Annotated in this window: 12 protein-coding genes; 4 read left to right on the plus strand and 8 right to left on the minus strand. The window is 71.9% G+C overall.

Features of this window, described 5'->3' with window-relative positions:
* Positions 1–51 precede the first annotated feature (51 nt).
* Complete coding sequence (locus ACIBG6_RS02360; protein ID WP_399220593.1) at positions 52–1,275, plus strand: styrene monooxygenase/indole monooxygenase family protein; 1,224 nt, start codon at positions 52–54, stop codon at positions 1,273–1,275.
* Positions 1,276–1,332: 57 nt separating this feature from the next.
* On the opposite strand, the gene ACIBG6_RS02365 is transcribed toward ACIBG6_RS02360, so the two are convergent.
* Positions 1,333–1,950 (minus strand): TetR/AcrR family transcriptional regulator, encoded by a 618-nt coding sequence (locus ACIBG6_RS02365; RefSeq protein ID WP_399220594.1) that lies wholly within the window; start codon positions 1,948–1,950, stop codon positions 1,333–1,335.
* Positions 1,951–2,104: 154 nt separating this feature from the next.
* On the opposite strand from ACIBG6_RS02365, the gene ACIBG6_RS02370 reads away from it, so the two are divergent.
* Complete coding sequence (locus ACIBG6_RS02370; RefSeq protein ID WP_399220595.1) at positions 2,105–3,706, plus strand: MFS transporter; 1,602 nt, start codon at positions 2,105–2,107, stop codon at positions 3,704–3,706.
* A 167-nt stretch (positions 3,707–3,873) separates the two neighbouring features.
* Here the strand turns inward: ACIBG6_RS02370 and ACIBG6_RS02375 are convergent, their stop codons facing one another.
* The 7 genes from ACIBG6_RS02375 to ACIBG6_RS02405 all read right to left on the minus strand — a co-directional run bounded on the left by ACIBG6_RS02375 (position 3,874) and on the right by ACIBG6_RS02405 (position 11,888).
* Positions 3,874–4,686, minus strand: coding sequence for a class II aldolase/adducin family protein (locus ACIBG6_RS02375; RefSeq protein WP_399220596.1), 813 nt, complete (start codon positions 4,684–4,686; stop codon positions 3,874–3,876).
* A 94-nt stretch (positions 4,687–4,780) separates the two neighbouring features.
* Positions 4,781–6,316 carry an FAD/NAD(P)-binding protein gene (locus tag ACIBG6_RS02380; protein ID WP_399220597.1) on the minus strand — a complete coding sequence of 512 codons (1,536 nt, stop codon included), beginning with the start codon at positions 6,314–6,316 and terminating at the stop codon, positions 4,781–4,783.
* Between the two features lie 235 nt (positions 6,317–6,551).
* Entirely contained in the window at positions 6,552–7,544 is a 993-nt protein-coding gene (locus tag ACIBG6_RS02385; RefSeq protein WP_399220598.1) for a helix-turn-helix domain-containing protein, read from the minus strand.
* A 444-nt stretch (positions 7,545–7,988) separates the two neighbouring features.
* Entirely contained in the window at positions 7,989–8,654 is a 666-nt protein-coding gene (locus ACIBG6_RS02390; RefSeq protein ID WP_399220599.1) for an SDR family NAD(P)-dependent oxidoreductase, read from the minus strand.
* A 141-nt stretch (positions 8,655–8,795) separates the two neighbouring features.
* The gene (locus ACIBG6_RS02395) at positions 8,796–9,803 is read right to left on the minus strand and encodes a HEAT repeat domain-containing protein (RefSeq protein ID WP_399220600.1); all 1,008 of its coding nucleotides are present in this window, start codon (positions 9,801–9,803) and stop codon (positions 8,796–8,798) included.
* Between the two features lie 30 nt (positions 9,804–9,833).
* Positions 9,834–10,502, minus strand: a complete 669-nt coding sequence (locus ACIBG6_RS02400; RefSeq protein WP_399220601.1) for a HEAT repeat domain-containing protein — start codon at positions 10,500–10,502, stop codon at positions 9,834–9,836.
* An 81-nt stretch (positions 10,503–10,583) separates the two neighbouring features.
* Positions 10,584–11,888 (minus strand): ROK family protein, encoded by a 1,305-nt coding sequence (locus tag ACIBG6_RS02405; protein ID WP_399220602.1) that lies wholly within the window; start codon positions 11,886–11,888, stop codon positions 10,584–10,586.
* A 173-nt stretch (positions 11,889–12,061) separates the two neighbouring features.
* On the opposite strand from ACIBG6_RS02405, the gene ACIBG6_RS02410 reads away from it, so the two are divergent.
* Together ACIBG6_RS02410 and ACIBG6_RS02415 are read left to right on the plus strand one after the other, a co-directional pair.
* Positions 12,062–13,366, plus strand: coding sequence for an ABC transporter substrate-binding protein (locus tag ACIBG6_RS02410; protein WP_399220603.1), 1,305 nt, complete (start codon positions 12,062–12,064; stop codon positions 13,364–13,366).
* An 11-nt stretch (positions 13,367–13,377) separates the two neighbouring features.
* Positions 13,378–14,370: a carbohydrate ABC transporter permease gene (locus tag ACIBG6_RS02415; protein WP_376319723.1), complete on the plus strand. Its 993-nt coding sequence runs from the start codon at positions 13,378–13,380 to the stop codon at positions 14,368–14,370.
* Positions 14,371–14,413 lie beyond the last annotated feature (43 nt).

The following is a 14,413-nucleotide window of genomic DNA, read 5'->3' on the forward strand; positions in this document are numbered from 1 at the left end:
CGGCCGACGGCCTCGCCCGCTCGTCCGACCCATGAAGGAGCAAGGAGCACCATGTCAGACATCGCCATCGTCGGCGCAGGCATCTCCGGCCTGCACCTCGCCCTGCGGCTCCAGCAGGCCGGGGTGACCACGACGGTCTACGCCGAGCGCAGCACCGAGGAGCTCGCGGCGGGGCGCCCGCTGAGCCTCCCCGTCCGGTTCGGGAAGACCCGGGACCGGGAGCGCGAGCTGGGCGTCTCGCACTGGGAGGGAGGCGACGACGACACCCTCGGCGTCCGCCTCGTGGCCCGCGGGGAGCCGGGGATCGAGTTCCTCGGCCGCCTCGACGCCCCCGCGAGCGGCGTCGACCTCCGCCTCTACCTGCCCACGCTCACCGCCGACTACCTGGAGCGCGGCGGCCGCGTGGTCGTCCTCCGGCCCGACGCGGCCGAGATCGACCGGATCTCCCGCGACCACGACCTGGTCGTCGTCGCCACCGGACGGGCCGCCACCACGGGTCTGTTCCCGCGCGACCCGGAGCGCTCGCCGTACACGGCCCCCCAGCGCGCCCTGACCGCCGGCCTCTTCCACGGCATCGCACCCGTGGACCCGGGCCACATCCACTTCCAGGTCTCCGAGGCGGGCGAGATCTTCTCCACCCGGATCCTCACCGCCGACGGACCCGTGCACGGCATGGTCATCGAAGGCCTGCCGGGCGGCGCGCTGGAGCAACTCGCCTCCTACGACCACCTGGAGGACCCGGCGGGCTTCGAGAAGACGCTGCTGTCGCTCGTCGCCGAGTACGCGCCGGACCTGCGCGAACGCATCTCCGACCGGGAGTTCGGGATCCGCCGCCCCGGCGACGTGATCCAGGGCGGCCTCACCCCGGTGGTGCGCCGAAGCTGGGCCGCGCTCGACTCCGGCCGGATCGCCCTGGCCCTCGGGGACGCCTGGATCGTCAACGACCCGCTGGCCGGGCAGGGCGCCAACCTCGGCTCGCGCAGCGCCTTCGAGATCGCCGAGCTCATCGTCGCCGGCGGTCCGTTCGACGAGGCGTTCGCCGAGCGGGTGGCCGAGCGGCTGTGGCGGATCGCCGAACCGGTCGTCGCCTGGTCGAACCTCAACGTCGCGCCGCCGGTCGAGCACGTGGGCGGGATCTTCGTGACCGCCACGGCCGATCAGCGCGTCGCCGACGCGTTCGTCGCCAACTTCAACCACCCGGCCGACATGTGGGAGGCCGTCAAGTCGCCGGACGCCACGCGGGCCTGGCTGGACAAGATCACGGAGGTCGGGTGACGGAGGGCCGTCGACGGTAGCGAAGCGCGCACGGCCGGGGCCGTGCGCGCTTCCGCGTCACGCGGCGACCAGCGGACCGGTCCGGGGGCTCCAGACGGACATCGCCATGTCCACCAGCTCGTGCAGCTGGTCGCGCTCGGCTCCGTCGCGCGCCTGCAACGAGAGGCCGTTGAGGAACGTGGTGTAGAAGGCGGCGATCCGGTCCGTGTCCGTGTCCCCGGCGAGCTCCCCGCCCGCCACGGCGGCGTCCAGCCGGGACTTCAGCGTGGACTTCGTCCGGGCCCGGCAGCGCAGCGCGAAGTCCCGTACGGATTCGTGGTCGGTGGTGCAGCTGCTCGCGGCGTGCACGATCATGCAGCCGCGCGGCTTGTCGGCGGTCGTGAACCGGTCGACGCTCTCGTGCAGGAGCACGGCGACGGCCTCGCGCACCGTCGGGGCCTCGTCCATGGCCCGGCGCGAGGCCTCCGACTCGGTGCGCTCGTAGAGCTCGATGGCCTCCCGGAACAGCTGCTCCTTGTTCGTGAAGGCCGCGTACAGGCTCGGTGGGTTGATGCCCATCGCGGCGCTGAGGTCGGTCGTCGACGTGGTGGCGTACCCGCGTTCCCAGAAGACGAGCATCGCCGTGTGCAGTGCGGCGTCCCGGTCGAAGCTGCGGGGGCGTCCGGTGCGGGCCACATGTCCTCCTTGACGGCCGATCAGCCGGTCGTTAGCCTCTTCTGTAGAGGTTAGTACAGAAGTGGTGTTGTCCGCTGCCCCCCGTACGGGGAAAGCCGCGGTCACTCCGTCCTGCCCTCGACTCTACGGTCGGTCCGATAAGGAGATCCAGTTCATGACTATCGCGGACGACGCCACGACGGACGGCGCGTTACCCGGCCCGAGCGGTCCCGAGGCCCGTGTGCGGTGGGGCCTGCGGGAATGGCTGATGCTCGTGGTGGTGTGCGGAGCGTTCTCCCTCGACGCGCTCGACAACATCATGGTGGGCATCGCCACCCCCCAGATCAAGGACGAGTTCGGCATGAGCACGTCCGCCGCCCAGTGGGTGGTGAGCGCGTACGTCCTCGGCTTCGGCGGCTTCCTGCTCCTCGGCGGCCGGATGTCCGACCTGCTCGGCCGGCGCCGGGTGTTCCTGGTGGGCCTCACCGTCCTCGCGGCCGGCTCACTCCTCGGCGGACTGGCGAACAGCGGCCTCCTGGTCATCGTCGGCCGGCTCGTGATGGGCATCGGCGCCGCACTGACCGCCCCCTCCGCCCTCTCGATCGTCGTCGGCAACTTCCCCGAGGGACCGCAGCGGAACAGGGCCCTCGGCATCTACACGGCCTGCGGCGCCATCGGATACTCGATCGGCGTGGTGGTCGGCGGCGCCCTCACCCAGGCCAGCTGGCGCTGGACCTTCGTCCTCGGCGTGCCGGTGGCCCTCGCGGCCCTCGTCGGCGCCCTGATCCTGGTCCCCAAGGACCCGGCGCACGACGGCACCAAGCGGCACTTCGACGCCGCCGGCGCGGTCACGGTCACCGCCGCCATGCTGCTCCTCGTCTACGGGATCGTGCAGGCCCCGTCCACGGGCTGGTTCTCCGGCGTCACGCTCGGCGTCCTCGCCGCCGCGGCCCTGCTGCTCGCCGCCTTCGTGGCGATCGAGTCGCGCAGCCCGCAGCCGCTGCTCCGGCTCGGCCTGCTGCGCAACAAGTCCCTGGTGGGCGCCAGCCTCATCGCCGCGGCGATCCTCGGCACCTACATGAGCTACCAGTTCATCGGCAGCCTCTACCTCCAGTCCTATCGGGGCTGGTCCCCGCTGGAGATGGCCTTCGCGTTCCTGCCGATCGGCCTCATGATCCTCACCTTCGCGCCCCGTGCGGGGAAGTGGCTGGGCCGCACCGGACTGCGCTGGCCGGTCTTCGGCGGCATGTTCGCCTACACCGTCGCCTTCCTGCTCTTCCTGCGGGTCGGCGAGGCCTCCTCCTATTGGTGGGTCATCCTGCCCAGCATGGTGCTGATCGGCGTCGGCTTCCCGTTCGCGTTCACCGCGGCCAACGTGGCGGCCACGTCGGGCGTCGACGAGTCCGAACAGGGCCTCGCCGCGGGCATCCTGCAGACCGGCTACCAGGTGGGTGCCGCGGTCGTGCTCGCCGTGGTGACCGTGCGCATGGGCGGTGAGGAGAGCCCCTCGCACGCCGAGGCGCTCACCGGATACCACCAGGGCACCTGGGTGATCGTCCTGATCGCCGCCGTCTCGGCCTTCTCGGTGCCGATCGCCGCGGTCGCCGCCCGGCGGCGGGCCGGCCGCGCCGCCCCGGCCGCGCGCGTCACGGACGGCGGCTCCCAGGAGAGCGGTTCCCCGGAGAGTGGCTCCCCGGCGAGTGGCTCCCCCGAGGGGAGCGGTACCGAGAAGGCGGCCGGCCGTACGGCCGAGTCCGCCGGCCGGCCGGCGCGCTGACCCGGTCCGGATCCGTGACCGGTCCGGATCCGTGAACCGGTCCGGAGTGGGCTCCGGCGGTCAGGTGCCTGTGCGCGAGAGGCCGCTCCCCGGTCGGGGGAGCGGCCTCTCGTGTCGTTCGTGGGGCCGGGGCGGCCGGGTGCACGGCCCGGCCGGCCCGGCTCCGGTCACTCGTCGAGCAGGTCCGGCTGCTCGTGCACGATCTCGTCCCAGAGCAACTGGAAGCTGAACCAGCCGAGATGACGGTCCCCGAAGCCGTCGCGGGCCGCCAGGGCCTGCTCGTGGCTCATCGGCTTCACCTGTCCGGCGGCCGCCGCGAGCAACTGCACCTGCGCGGCGGCCTCGTACGTGAAGAACCAGTGCACGGCCTCGTCGACCGAGCCGCCGACGGTGATCAGACCGTGGTGGCGCAGCAGGATCGCCCGCTTGTCGCCGAGCCGGGCGGCGATGTCCTCGCCCTGCGCGAGGCTGATGGACGGCCCCTCGTAGTCGCCGTAGAGGACCTGGTCGCCGTAGAAGGCGGCCGACTCCTGGTCGAGCGGTTCGAGCAGCCTGCCGAGCGCGCCGAGCGCCCGCGAGTGCGGGGTGTGTCCGTGCGCGGCGGCGACGGCGCCCGGCTGGGCGCGGTGGATGGCGGAGTGGATCACGAAGGCGCTGGGGTTGAGCCGGTGCCGGCCCTCGACCACACGGCCCTCGGAGTTCACGAGGATCAGGTCGCGGACCTTCACCCGGCTGAAGGGGACGCCGAAGGGGTTGACCCAGAACAGGTCGTCGCCCTCGGGATCCCGCACCGATATGTGCCCCGACACGCCCTCCCCGTACCCGTACTTGCCGAACAGGCGCAGGGCGGCGGTCAGCCGCTGCTTGCGGTGCCTGCGGTCGTCCTGCACGGAGTCGAAGACGGGTTCGGTCGGCAGGGGCAGACCGGTGTGGGTGTCGGCCAGGTAGTCGGCCCGTTCCTGCGTCGCGCTCTCGGTCATGCGGGGGCTCCTCGGTCGTGTGGGGCAGCCGGAGTCCGGCCGGGGGAGAGGGGTAAGGGGTGGGGGCGTGGGGCGGCGTGCGTGCCGGAGCGGGTCACAGGGCGCGGACCGGGTCCGCCGACCCGACGGGGGTGCGGGCGGCCTCCGCGTGGACGGCGTCGGCGATGTCGACGGCCCGGTCTACGAGGGAGGGCACGCCGAAGGTGAAGAAGAGCGACCCGGAGGCGAGGTCGCCGAGGACGTGGATCCGCCGGTCGGTCTCGCCGGCGGCGAGCAGCCCGCTGGTCGACCGGGCGACGTGGACGCCGCCGCGCGGATGCCGGACGGCGAGCCCCCTGCGGGAGAGGGCGTCGACGAGCGCCGACGCCCCGTGCGGGACGCGGTGCGCGGCGGGACTGACGGCGTTGACGACGACGTCGGCGTCCTGCACGCCGGCGTCGCCGACCAGGCGGAAGCCCCCGGTGGGTCGGGCGGTGATCCGCTCGACGCCGCGGACGATCCGCAGCCGGCCCCGGTCGGCCCGGTCGAGCAGCGTCGCCGCGCTGGCCGGCGGCATGGGGCAGCACAGGCTCATCACGGTCCGGTAGTGGTCCCGCAGCAGCCGGGTCCGCTCGTGCTCGGGCAGCAGCGGCCAGACGTCGGGTCCCGTGTCCGGGACGGCGCGCTGGAGGAGTCGCAGGCCCGGGTCGGCGCCGTCCACGAGGTCGTACTGGCGCCGCAGCCGGGCGACGGGGTCCTCGGTGCCGCACGTGGCGATCTCCTCCGCGACGGAGTCGAGCCCCGATCCGGCGTCCGCGAGCTCGGCTCCCATCAGGGTGACCACGTCGTCGACGGAGAGCCGCTCGCCCCGCGCGGCGACGGCGCGGAAGTGTGCGGCGGTGAAGTACCGCGGCTCGCGTTCCACCGGGCGCTGACGGACGCTCGGCAGCACCCCGCGCCGGGAGGCCATGAGGATCTCGCCGGTGTGCCCGGCCGCGGTCAGGTGCAGCACCACGTCCACGGCGGTCAGCCCGCTGCCGACCACGACGACCCGGTCCCGCTCGCCGATGCCGGCGAGCCGCCGGACCACCGGGTAGGGATCCGCGACGAACCCCGGAGTCCCCGTCAGCCCGTGCGGATCGGCCGGCTCCCCGGTGCCCACGCAGAGCACGGCGTGGTCGAGGGCGTACGGGGTGCGGTCGGCGGTGTACGCGACGAGGGCGCCGTCCTCGCGCGCCACGTCGACCACGGCGGCCCGGACCAGCCGGATGACGCAGCCGCGGGCCGCGAGCCGGTTCAGCGCGCTGCGGGCGCACTGCTCCAGGTAGTCGCCGTACAGGGCGCGGGGAGGGAAGGTGATGCCCGACCGGGCGTCGACGTGGTCGGTGCGCGTGCCCAGGACCACGGCCCGCGCTTCCAGCCACCGGGTGAAGTGTTCCGGGTCGCCGGCCCGCACGGTCATGTCCTCGGGTGGGGCGTTCACCCGCAGGGTCGCCGCGTCGGGTTGGTAGGCACGGCCCCGCCACAGGTGCGGGGAGGGGTCGAACACCGTGACCGACTCGGGAATTTCGTCGCGCTGGCTCAGAGTATCGAGGAGGCATACGGCGGAGGCGCCGCCTCCGATGATGCCGATTCTCGCAGGAAACAACATTCGAGCGAACCCCGTTCAATGGCGCGGATGATGTCCGTTCTTTTACAGAGGGAAAACCGATCGGAACAGGCGTGAGAAGAAATGCGGAAGGTGTGGACCGGAACATGGGGGAACCGAACCGCAAAACCTGTGAAATCGGGCTCCAGTCTCCTGGTTTCCCGTCGTCGCCGCTGGCGCGAACACGCATGCGGCATAACGGGTTTGCGCACACCGGTTCGGCATGCGCGCCGAACGGCTAGGGGAGGCCGCGCGCCGACTGGCGGCGCCACTCGCGGGGCGCCACCCCGTAGCGCTCGCGGAACAGCTTGCTGAAGTGCGAGGCACTGTCCAGGCCCCAGCGTTCCGCGATGTTGGCCACCGTCAGATGGGCCGTGCGCGGGTCGGAGAGGTCGTCCCGGCAGCGGCGGAGCCGCTCGTTGCGGATCCACAGGGCGGGACTGCTGTCCTCGTCCTGGAACAGCAGCTGGAGGTAGCGCAGCGAGATCTTGTGCGTTCTGGCGAGCAGCCGGGGGCTCAGCTCGGCGCAGCCGAGGCGGGCGCGGGCGAAGGTCTTGATCCGGTGCAGCAGGGCGCGGCGGGCCAGGACGGGGTCGCTCACCGCCTCGCCGAGCTTCTCGGAGCAGACGGCGCCGACCAGGCTGGCGACGCTGCTGCCCAGGTGGTCCGCGATCGCCGCGTCGAGCCGGGACATGTTCCGCGCGGCGCTGCGGAGCAGGTCGGCGAGGAGCACGCTGGCCCCTTCGGAGCCGGACCAGGTGGCCGCCCGCAGCGGGTGTTCGGCCCCGGCCCTGAGGTCGACCAGGTGGTGGTCGAACTTCACGGTGACCATGTGGATGGGCTGTCGCATCCAGAGGGTGAAGGGGAGGGAGCTGTCGTAGCAGAAGAGGTTGCCCGCCCGGGCGACGGCCGTGATGTCACCCTGCCGGACGCGGACCTCGCCGTCCAGGACGCAGGCGAGGTAGAGCGGAGCCGTCGCCGCCCGGGTGGCGAGCAGCGCGGTGCGCTCGACGGCGTGCGGGCCGGCCTGGACCTCGGCGATCTGCACGGTGCCGAACGTGCCCGTGGCGATGGCCCCTTCGAAATGACCGGGCTCGGTGCGGTAGACGCGCAGCGGGCCGCAGGTGTCCGTGACGAGATCGCCCCAGGCGTGGAATCCCCGGTGCAGGTCGGATTCTCCGGTGCGCAGGGTGCGCACGGGACCGGGCGGGTCGAGGAGGACAGCGCTCATGTGAATCGTCCCGGTGCCGCCGAAAGAGATATGCAGTTGCCCTGAGGCTGGCGGGGCATGAAGTTCTCCTTTCCTGAGGACCGTTGCCGGTTCTCTGCACAGATGATCCTCATCCTGCTCCATGAGCTCGGACGCCCGGCAGTTGGATTTGCGTCAGCGCCGATCGAACAAGGATTCCTGCATCGTGTATATCCACGAGAAGGGGGTGCGACCTCTGTCGCACTGCGTAGTTCATGGAACATTCATGAATGCCGGGTCGCTCCGGACATGGCTGAAGCCCCGTCGGTGCGTGACCGAGGGGGCTCTTGCTTTCCTGTCCTGGCGGGTTCGGGCATGCGCGGGACGTGTTCAGGGCGTGTTCCCGGGCGGTCCCGAGGCGCGGAGGCCGGAAAGGACGCCTTGACGGCGGGGGTCGCGCGGCGCGTACGGCCGTCCGGACAGGCCCTATCGCGCCACCGGTACGCCGCCGTGCACGACCTCGCGCTCCCAGTCGTCCCGGGGCTGGCCGTGCAGGCGCCAGTAGTGCTCGGCGATGTCGTCCGGGTCGTACGCCGTACCGGGCGCCACGGCCCCGGGGACGGTCACCGAGGCCACGTGGACCCCGGCCGGACCGTACTGCGCGTCGAGCAGGTCGACCAGGGTCCGGACGCCGAATTTTCCGAGGCCCAGGCTCACCCAGCCCGGGTTGATCCGGGGCATTCCGCCCGTGACCAGGATCGTTCCGCGCCCCCGCTCGGCCATGCCCGGGGCCACGTGGCTCGCCGTGGTGAGCGCGCCCACCACGTTCACGGCCCAGGCGTCCAGCTGCCCCCGCGCGTCGAGCTCCCCCGGCCCGTCGCGCCGGATGAGAGCGGCGTTGTAGACGGCCGCGTCGACCGGACCGAGCTCTTCCCCGACCGTGTCCAGGGCGGCCCGCAGGCCTTCCTCGTCCGTGCTGTCGGCGGTCAGGGGCAGCACCCTGCCGCCGTCCCGCCCGATCTCCCCGGCGACCCGCGCCACGGTCTCCTTCGTCCGCGCGATCACGGCGACGGAGTACCCCTCGCGCGCGAACCGCGCGGCCACGGCCTTCCCGATCCCCGGTCCGGCACCGACCACCACTGCTGTGGACACCACAACTCCCTTGTTCCAGCGAACGGTTACCGGCGGAGCGTACGACGATCTTCGACCCGGTCGCCGCCCTCCTCGGGCGGGATCCACCCGTGCGAGCGAACGGCGGACACGGAGCGTGACGGCGGCCCGTTGAGGTGCCCGCTACCGCGCCTTTCGCAGCTGGACGACGTACGCCGCGGTCAGCGCGACGGACCGGTCCTCGTCGTGCGACAGCTCCGCGAGGGCGCGTGACGCCGTCTCTCCGGGGATGTCCGCGAGGGCCTGCGCCAGCCGCCGGCGCGCGGAGGCCCGGGCGGTGCCGTGGGCGAGGCGGTCGACGAGCCCGGCGGCGATCTCGTCCGCCGCCTCGGGACGGCTCGCCAGCGCGCCCAGCGCGTCGGCCGCGTCGACGTCGTTCGCCTCCTCGACGATCATGTCGATGAGCGTCGGGACCGCGTCGGGCAGACCACGCGCCCCGAGAGCCAGCGCCGCGTATCTGCGGACCACGGCGTCAGGGTGCGCGAGCGCGTCCCGCAGCAGGGCGGTCGCCTCGTCGTCCGGGAACTCGGCGAGGGCCCGGACGGCACGCTCCCGCACCGCGGCGACCGGTGAGCCGAGGCCCTCCGCCAGGAGCGCGGGCCCGCCCGCCTCCACCCCCTGGGCCAGCGCCCAGCGCAGGGCTCCGGCGACGTTCGGATCCGTCTCGCTCAAGGCGGCCTCGACCAGCGCCTCCACGGGGACCGAAGCACCCTCGACGGAGGAAAGGGCCGCGCGCTGCCGCGTCCCGGCGCTCTTCGACCCCAGGGCCTGGAGGAGGGTGACGCTCCGGAGGACGTCCTCCCAGCCGGCGGGTTCGGCGGCGTCGATCCGGCGGAGCCGCGTGAGCAGCTCCGTCTCGGCGGCGATGCGGTCCCGCGTCTGGCGGATGAGGTCGGCGACGAGCTCCGAGGGCGCGAAGCCGGGATCGTCGAGTGCACGCCCCACCTCGCGCAGCGAAAGGCCCAGCGAGCGCAGGCTCTCGATGTGGAAGATCCGCCGGATGTCCTCGCCGGAGTACTCGCGATAGCCGCCGTCGGTACGCCCCGTCGGCCGCACCAGGCCGAGCGAGTCGTAATGCCTGAGCATGCGGGCGCTGACCCCGGACCGCCGTGCCACCTCACCGATCAGCATGGCCCGTCACTCCCCTTGTCGGTCCTCTTGTCAGTCCTCCTGGCCGGTCGTGCCGAGGGCAACGATGCGCTTCGCCTCCTCGATCGCGAAATCGAATCCGGCATCCGGGTCGCGCGACAGCCGCTCGGTGGCGATCGCGTGCCGGCGCCGGTGGGGGTCCGGGTCCTCCCTCGCCTCGCGCAGCGCCGGCAGGGCCGCCGCCCCGAGCGCGATCAGCGCCCGGCTGAGGCTCAACCGCGTCTCGCGTCCGCCGCGTCCGAGCTGCGTCGCCAGCACCCCGGCCAGCTCGGCCTCCTGCTCCTCGGGCACGAGCGCGACCGCCGCCCGCCAGGCGCTCTTCGCCACCTCGTCGTCGGCGTCCGTCAGCAGCGCCCGGGTGATCGCCGGCCACGCCCCACGGTCCCCGATCTTCGACAGCGTGTGCAGCGCCTGGCTCCGTGCCTGACCGTGCTCCGAGCGGAGTTCGCCGACGAGTCCGGGGACCGTGACCGCTGCCGGGTGACGGGTGAGCGCCCACGTGAGCATCTCGCGGACGGAGAAGTCGGGCTCGATCGCGCAGCGTCCGATGAGTGTGTCGACGCACCACGGGTCCGGGCTCGTACCCACCGCCAGTGCCGCCCGCAGCCGTACCGACGAGCTGCTGTGCTCCAGCCCTCGGACGGCTCGTGTCGTGTTCGCGGCGTCATTCCGCTCGGTCATAGGGACCACCTCCTCGGCCCCACTGAAAGCCTTGTCACGGTGTCAAGGTCAAGCGGCGCCGCGCGGTGAGCTCGTGTCGGGTCAGACGCGGTCCTGGAGGGCGGCCTGCCAGGCGGGGGCGGGCGTGCTGGGCCGGGGCTCGGGGCTGCGGCCGCCCCGGGCGAAGAAGTCGGCCAGCGGCAGGAGGGCGGCGCCGACGGTGACCGCCTGGGGGCCGAGGGTGCCCAGGCCGATGCTCGTACGGCTCGCGGGGTAGCGGAGCGCGTACTCGCCGGCGTACCGGTTCACGGTGTGGAGGAAGCGGGTGCCGAGCTGGAGGCCGGCCCAGCCGCCGACGAGGATGCGCTCCGGCTGGAAGAGGTTGATGAGGTCGGCGAAGCCCGCGCCGAGGTACTCGGCGGTCTCCTCCAGGACGGCGAGTGCCGTGATGTCGGGCTCCGTTCCGGGGTCGGCGGGGTAGGCGGCGGCGAGCATCGCGGTGAGCGCGGTCTCCTCGTCCGCTCCGGCCGGGGGCAGCCCGCCGGCTTCGCGCCACCGTGCCAGGAGGGCCTCGGCGCCGGCGTACGCCTCCAGGCAGCCGTGCGAGCCGCAGCGGCAGCGCCGCCCCCGGACCCGTACGGTCAGGTGTCCCCATTCGAGCGCGCGGCCGGGTTCCATCGGGTCGGCGACGGAGCAGGCGCCGACGCCGGAGCCGAAGAGGACGACGACGGCGCTGCGGGCGCCGCGCCCGGCGCCGAACCACATCTCGGCCTGGCCAAGGGTCTTGGCGCCGTTGTCGATCCAGTACGGGACGGTCTCGGGCAGGTCGACGGCCCGGCGCAGGAGGCGTTCCAGGGGGACCGTGTCCCAGCCGATGGTCTGGCCGTGGACGACGGCGCCGGCGTCGTCGTTGCAGCGGTCGACGATGCCGGGGACCCCGACGCCGACGCCGAGGAGGCGCTCGACGGGGACGTCCGCCGCCCGCAGCACCTCGGTGATGCCGTCGCGCAGATGGCCGACGACGAGGTCGACGTCGTAGCGCTCGGTGCGGGGCCCGGAGCTGGCCAGGGCCCTCTCCGCGCGGGCGAGTTCGGTGAGGGTGAGGTCGAAGAGCTCGATCCTGATCCGGGTCTCGCCGATGTCGACGCCGATCATGAACCCGCTGTCCGGGGTGATGCGCAGGAGGGTACGGGGGCGTCCGCCGGCCGAGTCGACGCTGCCGGCCTCCTCGACCAGGCCCTCGGCGAGGAGCTCGGCGACGACGTTGCTGACGGAGCCGGAACTCAGGCCCGTCGCGGGGCCGAGCATGAGGCGGCTCTTCGGCCCGTCGAAGTACAGCCTGCGCAGAACGGCGGTGCGGTTCTCACGCCGCAGGTCACGCACCGTGCGGCCACTTCTCGCGTGCACTTGGGTCCCCGTCTCTGAAGTCGTTCGTTGCAACATACCCGCAGTACAGGCCTTGACGCGACCTTCCCGTGGGGTTTAACTCACATCCTAAATTAAGCCGATGCCACGGAGAGCGGTCCAGGCGCTCTCCTCGTTCGGCATCCTCGTCATCCCCCCGAAAGGGCCCAGGAGCCATGCGCAGAATCAGAGCCGCAGTCACCGGTGCCGTCACCCTCTCCCTCGCCTTCACCGCCACCGCCTGCGGCGGCGGGGAGAGCGGCCAGGCGACGCCGAAGACCCTCACCTACTGGGCCACCAACCAGGGATCCAGCCTGGAGGTCGACAAGAAGGTCCTCCAGCCCGAGCTCGACCAGTTCGAGCAGGAGACCGGCATCAAGGTCAAGCTGGAAGTGATCCCCTGGTCCGACCTGCTCAACCGGATCCTCACCGCGACCACCTCCGGCCAGGGCCCCGACGTCCTCAACATCGGCAACACCTGGAGCGCCTCCCTCCAGTCCACCGGCGCGCTGCTGCCCTTCGACGCCAAGAACTTCGAGGCCATCGGCGGCAAGGACCGCTTCGTCGACTCCGCGCTCGGCTCCACCGGCGTCACGGGCAAGGACCCGGCCGCCGTCCCGCTCTACTCCATGGCCTACGCCCTCTACTACAACAAGCAGATGTTCAAGGACGCCGGCATAGCCAAGCCGCCGACCACCTGGGACGAGGTGACCGCCGCCGGCAAGAAGCTGAGCAAGGACGGGAAGTGGGGCATCGGAGTCGAGGGCTCCAACCTGTCCAACAACATCCACCAGGTCTTCGTCCTCGCCAAGCAGCACGGAGCCGACTTCTTCACCGCCGACGGCAAGGCCGACTTCACCTCCGACGGGGCCGTCGCGGCGGTCAAGCAGTACATCGACCTGATGGCCACGCAGAAGATCGTCGCCCCCGGCAACGCCGAGTACGCGCAGAACCAGTCCCTGAGCGACTTCGCCAAGGACAAGACCGGCATGGTCCTGTGGCAGACCCCCTCGCAGACCTTCGCCTCCCAGGGCATGGCCCCCGAGGAGTGGGGCGTCGTCCCCGCCCCGGTCCCCGCGGGCAAGCCCGGCCAGGACAAGCAGACCAATTCGATGGTCGCCGGCATCAACATGGCCGTCTTCAAGAACACCAAGAACCTCGACGGCGCCCTCAAGTTCGTGAAGTTCATGACCAGCGACGAGGAGCAGATCCTCCTCAACAAGGCCTACGGATCGGTCCCGCCGGTCAAGGGCGCCCAGAAGGACCCGGCGTTCTCCGACCCGTCCCTCACCGTCATCCGCGACACCCTCGCCGGCAGCGCCGCCGCACTCCCGCAGGTCCCCGAGGAGTCCCAGTTCGAGACCGTGGTCGGCACGGCCGTCAAGGAACTGTTCGCGGACGCCGCCGCGGGCCGGCCCGTCACCACCGAGTCCGTGCGGGCCAAGCTCGAAAAGGCCCAGCAGCAGATGCCCAAGAAGTAGGCAGCCCCTCCATGACCAGAACCGCCGTCGCTCCCCAGCGGGAGCCGGCGGTGCGCAAGGCCGCACCCGGAGGGGCACCCGCACCACGCCGCTCCGGGCGCCGCCGCATCGCACTGCCGTACCTGCTGCTCCTGCCCGCCCTGCTCCTCGAACTCCTCGTCCACCTCATCCCGATGCTCATGGGCATCGGCATGAGCTTCAAGGAGCTCACCCAGTTCTACATCCGCGACTGGTCCGCAGCCCCGTGGGCCGGCCTCGACAACTTCGCCGTCTCGATCGACTTCGACGCCCCGGTCGGCCAGGCGCTCCTCAGGTCCTTCCTGACGACCTGTCTGTTCACCGTCCTGTCCGTGGCCCTGTGCTGGTTCCTCGGGACGGCCGCCGCGATCTTCCTCCAGGAGGAGTTCCGGGGCCGCGGCATCCTCCGGACCCTCTTCCTCGTCCCGTACGCCCTGCCGGTCTACACCGCCGTCATCACGTGGGCGTTCATGTTCCAGCGGGACAACGGCCTGATCAACCACGTCCTCCACGACCAGCTGGGCATCGGCGACAGCCCCGCCTTCTGGCTCATCGGCGACAACAGCTTCTGGGCCCTGCTCGTCGTCTCCGTGTGGAAGGGCTGGCCGTTCGCCTTCCTCACCGTCATGGCGGGACTGCAGAACATCCCCCGGGACATGTACGAGGCGGCCTCCCTCGACGGCGCGGGCGTCCTCAAGCAGATCCGGCACATCACCCTGCCGTCGCTGCGGCCCGTCAACCAGATCCTGGTCCTGGTCCTGTTCCTCTGGACGTTCAACGACTTCAACACGCCGTTCGTCCTGTTCGGCGAGGCGGCACCCGAAGCGGCGGACCTGATCTCGCTGCACATCTACCAGTCGTCCTTCCAGACGTGGAACTTCGGCACCGGCTCGGCCATGTCCGTCCTGCTGCTGCTCTTCCTCCTCGTCGTCACGGGTGTCTACCTCCTGCTCACCACCCGCGGAAGGAAGACCTCCGATGTCTGAGCACGCCCTCCGGCGCACGACGGGCGCCCGCGGGCGCACCGCT

Origin of the sequence: Streptomyces sp. NPDC050842 (assembly GCF_044456565.1) — a bacterium.
Taxonomy (GTDB): domain Bacteria; phylum Actinomycetota; class Actinomycetes; order Streptomycetales; family Streptomycetaceae; genus Streptomyces.

Coding starts and splice junctions, on each gene's coding strand:
- ACIBG6_RS02360 (WP_399220593.1), top strand. CDS start 52: ATGTCAGACATCGCCATCGTCGGCGCAGGCATCTCCGGCCTGCACCTC.
- ACIBG6_RS02370 (WP_399220595.1), top strand. CDS start 2,105: ATGACTATCGCGGACGACGCCACGACGGACGGCGCGTTACCCGGCCCG.
- ACIBG6_RS02375 (WP_399220596.1), bottom strand. CDS start 4,686: ATGACCGAGAGCGCGACGCAGGAACGGGCCGACTACCTGGCCGACACC.
- ACIBG6_RS02380 (WP_399220597.1), bottom strand. CDS start 6,316: ATGTTGTTTCCTGCGAGAATCGGCATCATCGGAGGCGGCGCCTCCGCC.
- ACIBG6_RS02385 (WP_399220598.1), bottom strand. CDS start 7,544: ATGAGCGCTGTCCTCCTCGACCCGCCCGGTCCCGTGCGCACCCTGCGC.
- ACIBG6_RS02395 (WP_399220600.1), bottom strand. CDS start 9,803: ATGCTGATCGGTGAGGTGGCACGGCGGTCCGGGGTCAGCGCCCGCATG.
- ACIBG6_RS02400 (WP_399220601.1), bottom strand. CDS start 10,502: ATGACCGAGCGGAATGACGCCGCGAACACGACACGAGCCGTCCGAGGG.
- ACIBG6_RS02410 (WP_399220603.1), top strand. CDS start 12,062: ATGCGCAGAATCAGAGCCGCAGTCACCGGTGCCGTCACCCTCTCCCTC.
- ACIBG6_RS02415 (WP_376319723.1), top strand. CDS start 13,378: ATGACCAGAACCGCCGTCGCTCCCCAGCGGGAGCCGGCGGTGCGCAAG.